Annotated in this window: 7 protein-coding genes; 3 read left to right on the top strand and 4 right to left on the bottom strand. The window is 69.6% G+C overall.

The features are described from left to right. On the bottom strand, positions 1-234 hold a 234-nt coding region (locus A37U_RS0137530), incomplete at its 3' end, for an ArsR/SmtB family transcription factor (protein ID WP_026198028.1). A gap of 100 nt (positions 235-334) precedes the next feature. Between A37U_RS0137530 and A37U_RS0137525 the strand changes: the two genes are divergently transcribed. The 3 genes from A37U_RS0137525 to A37U_RS0137515 all read left to right on the top strand — a co-directional run bounded on the left by A37U_RS0137525 (position 335) and on the right by A37U_RS0137515 (position 3,943). Further along, complete coding sequence (locus A37U_RS0137525) at positions 335-1,669, top strand: FAD-dependent oxidoreductase (protein WP_020501805.1); 1,335 nt, start codon at positions 335-337, stop codon at positions 1,667-1,669. A gap of 13 nt (positions 1,670-1,682) precedes the next feature. Continuing rightward, positions 1,683-2,897 carry an MFS transporter gene (locus tag A37U_RS0137520; RefSeq protein ID WP_020501804.1) on the top strand — a complete coding sequence of 405 codons (1,215 nt, stop codon included), beginning with the start codon at positions 1,683-1,685 and terminating at the stop codon, positions 2,895-2,897. Further along, positions 2,894-3,943, top strand: a complete 1,050-nt coding sequence (locus A37U_RS0137515; protein ID WP_020501803.1) for a flavin-containing monooxygenase — start codon at positions 2,894-2,896, stop codon at positions 3,941-3,943. The genes A37U_RS0137520 and A37U_RS0137515 overlap by 4 nt, the downstream gene beginning before the upstream one ends. A gap of 8 nt (positions 3,944-3,951) precedes the next feature. On the opposite strand, the gene A37U_RS0137510 is transcribed toward A37U_RS0137515, so the two are convergent. The 3 genes from A37U_RS0137510 to A37U_RS47365 form a co-directional block, all read right to left on the bottom strand. Then, positions 3,952-5,010, bottom strand: a complete 1,059-nt coding sequence (locus tag A37U_RS0137510) for an ArsO family NAD(P)H-dependent flavin-containing monooxygenase (RefSeq protein WP_020501802.1) — start codon at positions 5,008-5,010, stop codon at positions 3,952-3,954. A 47-nt stretch (positions 5,011-5,057) separates the two neighbouring features. Further along, the gene (locus A37U_RS47370) at positions 5,058-5,306 is read right to left on the bottom strand and encodes a DUF2180 family protein (RefSeq protein WP_020501801.1); all 249 of its coding nucleotides are present in this window, start codon (positions 5,304-5,306) and stop codon (positions 5,058-5,060) included. Positions 5,307-5,362: 56 nt separating this feature from the next. Beyond that, positions 5,363-6,055 (bottom strand): ArsB/NhaD family transporter (locus tag A37U_RS47365; protein ID WP_020501800.1); only part of this gene is annotated, 693 nt, incomplete at its 5' end.

The raw sequence follows: 6,055 nt of genomic DNA, 5'->3' as shown, positions 1-6,055 counted from the left end.
CTTGTGGAGCCGGACGAAGCCGACGTCGGCGAGCTTGCGCACGTGGAAGGAGCAGGTCGACTGGCTGGTGCCCAGGATCTTCGTCAACGCACCCACGGTGATGCCCTTCGAACTGGTGGCCACCGCGTGCAGCAGCCGCACCCGCACGGGTTCGCCGAGGCACGCAAACCAGTCGGCGTAGGTCGCCGCNTCNGAGGTGGGCAGGACCTGGGCTTGCCGAAGCGCTATCGCCATGCCGCCAGTATATCGATCGAAATCGATGGTTGCTTCTATCGAGCGCGCTCGATATATTCACCTCAACTCAATCGAGATGTATCGATGGATGGAGTGAGGGATGAACGAGTCGCCTGTGGTGGTCGTCGGTGCTGGTCCGGTCGGGTTGGCAGCGGCTGCCGAGCTGGCCGAGCGGGGCGTGGAACCACTGGTGCTGGAACGCGCCGATCGAGCGGGGGCCGCGGTGGCGCAGTGGCATCACGTGCGCCTGTTCTCCCGCTGGGCAGAGCTGATCGACCCGGCCGCCCGCCGACTGCTGGAAGCAACCGGCTGGCAGGCCCCGGACGAGGGCAGCTATCCGACAGGTCGGGAGTGGGTCGAGCACTACCTGCGCCCGCTGGCCGACGCGTTGGGAACGCGGGTGCGGTTCGGCGCCGAGGTCGTGGGGGTGGCTCGCCGCGGCCGGGACCGGGTTGTCGACGCCGGGCGCGACAGCGAGCCGTTGACCGTGCACGTGCGCACCGCGTCGGGTGCCGAGGAACGGGTGACCGTGAGGGCGGTGATCGATGCCTCGGGTACCTGGAGCAATCCGAATCCGCTCGGTGGCGACGGGCTGCCTGCCGTGGGTGAGCACGCCGTGGCTGGACAGATCGTGTATCAGGTGCCGGATCTGACCGATGCGGTGGTCCGCCAGCGGTATGCGGGGCGGCACGTCGTAGTGGCGGGAAGCGGGCATTCGGCATTGACGGCGCTGGTCGCCTTCGATGAGCTGGCCGCCCAGCATCCGGACACGCGCATCACGTGGTTGCTGCGTCGCGGCGAGGTGGGCGACACCTTCGGCGGTGGCCAAGCCGATCAGTTGCCTGCCCGAGGTGCGCTCGGCCAGCGGGCCAAGGCCGCTGTCGAGGCCGGGCGAATCGAGGTCGTCACCGGATTCCGCACCGCTGCGATCGAACGCGACGCACACCGACTTGGCCTGGTATCCGATGCGGGGGCGCGGGTCGAGTCGGTCGACGAGATCGTGGTCCTGACCGGGTTCCGCCCCGACTTGTCGTGGCTGTCCGAGATCCGGCTTGGCCTGGATGCGACGTTGCAGGCGCCGGTGGCGCTGGCTCCGTTGATCGACCCGAATGTGCACTCCTGTGGCACGGTCTATCCGCACGGGGTCACTGAGCTGTCTCACCCGGAGCCCGGGATGTTCCTGGCGGGGATGAAGAGCTACGGCCGCGCGCCGACGTTCTTGGCGCTGACTGGCTACGAGCAGGTGCGCTCGGTCGCCGCCGCGCTAGCCGGCGACCGTGAGTCTGCCGAGCGGGTCGAGTTGGTGTTGCCGGAGACAGGGGTGTGCGGCGGTGCTGGAGTCTTCGATGCTCCTGTCGAGGAGCAGGATGGCGGATGCTGCGGCGCGCCGGCTGAGCCGGAGGTGCTGACAGTGTCTGCTCGGTCCACACACTGAGCGGGGCACGCCGGTGTCCTTCGGAGCGCTCGCGCAGTCGGATGTTGTGAGCCGGGCGGGGTTGCGGCGGGTGCTGGTGACCTTGTGTGTCACCGAGATCACCAGTTGGGGTGTGCTCTACTACGCCTTTCCCGTCTTGGCCGGGGACATCTCCGCGACGACGGGTTGGCCGACCGCGGCGATCACGGCAGCGTTGTCGGCGAGTCAGCTCATCGCCGCCCTGGTCGGCATCCCGGTCGGTCGATGGCTGGATCGCCGGGGGCCGCGCGGGGTGATGACCGCGGGCTCGGTGCTGGCCGTGCCCGCCCTCGTGGCGGTGGCCACCGCGCAGAACCTTGCGTGGTTCCTCTCCGCGTGGGTGCTGGTCGGGGTGGCGATGGGAGCGGTGCTGTATCCGCCCGCGTTTGCCGCGTTGACTCGCTGGCACGGACGCGACCGGGTCCGGGCGTTGACCATCCTGACCTTGGCCGCCGGGCTGGCCAGCACCGTCTTCGCCCCGCTGACCGCCGCACTCGCCGCCGTTCTGGACTGGCGGGCGACCTATCTCGTGCTGGCCGGCATCCTCGCGGCGGTCACGATCCCTGGGCACTGGTTCGGCCTCGGACTGCCGTGGCCGGAACGCCCGGCGGCCGAATCCCGGCACNAGGAGGCTGACCCNNGGCAGGTCGCNCGGAGCCCGNCGTTCGTCGTGCTCACCGNCGCGTTGAGCNTNGCCGCGTTCGCCACCTTCGCCGTCGTGATCAACCTCGTGCCGCTGCTGGCCGAACGCGGCATCGGCACCGCTACCGCCTCGGTCGCGNTGGGGCTCGGCGGNGCCGGNCAGGTCCTNGGNCGGCTNGGCTACACCNCCCTGACNCGGCGCACCACCGTGCNGGCACGCACCGCGCTGATCCTGCTGGCGATGGCGNTNACCACNGCNNTGCTCGGNGTGCTCACCTCNGNNGCCGCGTTGATCGNCGCCGCGATCCTGGCGGGCATGGCNCGNGGAGTGTTCACGCTGCTGCAGGCCACCGCCGTGACCGACCGGTGGGGAGCCCGGTACTACGGGCAGCTCACCGGNCTGCTGTCCGCACCGTTGACGATCACGATGGCGCTGGCCCCGTTCGCCGGCGCCGCACTCGCCAGCCTGCTCGACGGCTACGCCACCACCTTCCTCGTCCTGGGCGCGGTCACCACCGCCGCTGCCCTGCTCTCCCTTGCTACGAAACCCGAAAGGAACGTCCCGTGACCGACGTCGATGCTCTCGTGATCGGCGGCGGGCAGTCCGGCCTCGCTGCCGCCCACGCCCTCCGCCGAGCCGGCCGAGTGCCGGTGCTGCTCGAAGCCGGNCCGGAACCGGTGGGGNCGTGGCCGTCGTACTACGACAGCCTCACCCTGTTCTCCCCGGCCCGCTACAGCGCCCTGCCCGGGATGGCCTTCCCCGGCAACCCGGACCACTACCCGCATCGCGACGAGGTGATCGACTACCTGCGCCGCTACGCCAAGAACCTCGACGCCGACATCCGCACCGACCACCGCGTCGAGCGCATTCGCCGCGACGGCGGCCGATTCGTGGCCGAAGTCCACAATGGTGAGACAGTGACGGCGCCCCTCGTAATCGCGGCGAGCGGAGCGTTCGGGCGCCCCTATCGGCCGGATCTGCCCGGCCTGGATTCGTTCACCGGCGCTGTGCTGCACGCTGCCGACTACCGCGAACCCACCGGGTTCACCGGGCAGCGGATCGTCGTGGTGGGCGCGGCGAACTCCGCGGTGCAGATCGGAACCGAACTCGCTGCCCATGCCCGGGTCACGCTGGCCATCCGGCACCCGATCAAGTTCGCACCGCAGCTCATTCTGGGGCGGGACGTGCACTTCTGGTCCGTGGCCAGCGGATTCGACCACCTGCCGATCGGACATCTCGTGCATAACCCGCCGCCCATGCCGGTCAACGACGACGGCCGCTACCGCCGCGCCATCAACGCCGGCACCCCGGACCAGCGACGAATGTTCACTACCATCGAAGGCAGCCAGCTCACCTGGCCCGACGGCACCCGAGAGCACGTCGACACCATCATCCTGGCCACAGGCTACCGCCCCGAACTGTCCTACCTGGACCCAACTGGGGCGACCGACGGCAACGGTCTGCCTCATCAGAAGCGTGGGCTGTCAACGACTGTGGCGGGACTGGGCTACGTGGGGCTGGAATGGCAGCGCAGCTTCGCCTCCGCCACGCTGCGCGGAGTCGGCCGAGACGCCCGCTACATCACCGCACGACTCCTCCGTGCCCGCACCTGATCATCGCCTCATATTGTGCGCAGGCGGTCGGTGATCTCGGCGACGGTCGACTTCGCGGTGCGACCCGCGCCGATCAGCGTGGCCGAGGCAGAACCGGTCCAGTCCCCGTACCCCAGCAGGTACAGGCGCGGCTCGTCGACCGACCGCGTGCCCACGGTTTTCGGTACTCCGTCCTGACACTCCAGCCCCAAGGGGTCCAGGTGGCCCAGCGTGGGGTGGAAGCCGGTGCACCAGATGATCGCATCAGCGAGCTGCGCGGTGCCGTCGTTCCAGGCCACGCCATCGCGGGTCAGGCGGTCGAACATCGGGTGCGCGTGCAGCACGCCACGATCACGAGCCTCGCGCACGCTGGGCACCATCACGATGTCGCCCAACCCGGAGACGCCCGCAGTGTCCGTACCGGCCCGCCGGGCGGCTTCGCGTTGGGTGGCCACGTCGAACAGGACGCGGCCGTCCACGTCGTCGGGCATGAACCGGGGCGGGCGCTGGGTGACCCAGGTGGTGTCGGCGACGGTGGAGACTTCGGCCAGGATCTGGGCCGCGGAGTTACCGCCTCCCACGACCACTACCCGTTGGCCTCGGAACTGCTCGGGGGAGCGGTAGGCGACGGTGTGCAGTTGTTCTCCCGCGAACTCGTCGCTGCCCGGGTAGTCCGGCAGGTATGGCGAGTCCCAGGTGCCGGTCGCGCTGATGACGATCGAGGTGCGCCAGGTCCCGTGGTCGGTGTCGACGGCCAGCCACGCACCCGCATCGTGGACACCCTGCACGTGAACGGGGCGGTGAACGGGCAGCTCGTATCGCTGCTCGTAGTCGCGGAGGTAACCGACGACGTGGCCTGCGGTGGGGAAGGTTTCGCCTTCTTGGCGAGGCATCCACCAGCCGGGCAGCGGGCTGTACTCGGCCGGGGAGAACAGCCGCAGCGAGTCCCACCCGTGCCGCCACGCGCCTCCCGGCCGGTCTTGCGCATCTAGGATGACGAAGTTCAGCCCGGTACGGCGGAGGAAGTACCCAGCGGCCAAGCCGGCCTGCCCGCCACCGATCACGACCACTTCCGCTGCGTCGGCCATGTTCTACCTCCGTTCGCATCCCGTGCCGTCGAACGCCCTGGGGACCATTAGCAATCCCGGCCGCCCTGTGTTTCGCAGGCCGCGATGGTCGTGCGGACCTGGCCGCAGGCGGAGCAGCGCAGGATACGAGCTGCCACTCGTGCCGGGTGGTCCACGACGGTCAGACCGACCACCCGACAGGTGACAGGGCGCCGTTCGGGGCGGGCGTGTTCGGCGCACACGCCCGCGCCGCAGTCCATACAGGTCCCCACGGCCGGCCGGTCGACGTTCTGCTCAGCGCAGTCGAAGCAGTGCATGACGGTCTCCTTCCGTGCGTGCCCGGGACGACCCTGCCGGCCCGGTTCTTCCGGGTTTAGGTGCCGATGACGGTGAGCCAGCCGGCCAATGCGGCGAGCGTGATGAGCAGGACGGGGATGGTGAGCACGATGCCGGTGCGGAAGTAGCGGCCCCAGCCGATGTGCATTCCCTTGCGGTCGAGCACGTGTAGCCACAGCAGGGTGGCCAGGCTGCCGATGGGGGTGACCTTGGGTCCGAGGTCGGAGCCGATGACGTTGGCGTAGACCATCGCTTCGTGGGTGAGTCCGGTCGCCCCGACGGCGCCGATGGCCAGTGCGGCGATGAGCACGGTGGGCATGTTGTTCATGATCGACGACAGCACCGCGACCACGATGCCGGTGCCGAGTGCGGCGGCCAGCACCCCGTGGTCGGCGAAGAATCCGAACAGCTTGGCCAGTTCTCCGGTGAGCCCCTGGTTGCGCAGGCCGTAGACGACGAGATACATGCCGATGGAAAACAGCACGATCTGCCAGGGTGCTTCTCGGATGACCTTGCCGACCGGAATCCGTCGCGGTCCGGTGGGACGGTCGTCGTCGGGCGTGGCCGGGCGTGCGGCGAGATCGCCCGCGTCGGCGGTGTTGCGCGGATCGCCCACTGAGTGCTGCTCTGAGATCTCGGCGCTGCCTGCACCCACGGGTGCGGGAAGCGGCTGGCGGACTGCCTGCGGGAAGGCGAAGGCGGGCTTGCGGGCGGCGACGGCGATGAGGAT

It is taken from the genome of Sciscionella marina DSM 45152 (assembly GCF_000379465.1).
GTDB classification, from domain to species: Bacteria; Actinomycetota; Actinomycetes; order Mycobacteriales; family Pseudonocardiaceae; genus Sciscionella; species Sciscionella marina.
Note: the sequence above shows the minus strand (reverse complement) of the source record. Positions and strands in the feature narration are given on the sequence as shown.

What these genes read in the sequence shown, in the direction of transcription:
- A37U_RS0137525 (WP_020501805.1), top strand. Translation starts at nt 335, where the DNA reads ATGAACGAGTCGCCTGTGGTGGTCGTCGGTGCTGGTCCGGTCGGGTTG.
- A37U_RS0137510 (WP_020501802.1), bottom strand. Translation starts at nt 5,010, where the DNA reads ATGGCCGACGCAGCGGAAGTGGTCGTGATCGGTGGCGGGCAGGCCGGC.
- A37U_RS47370 (WP_020501801.1), bottom strand. Translation starts at nt 5,306, where the DNA reads ATGCACTGCTTCGACTGCGCTGAGCAGAACGTCGACCGGCCGGCCGTG.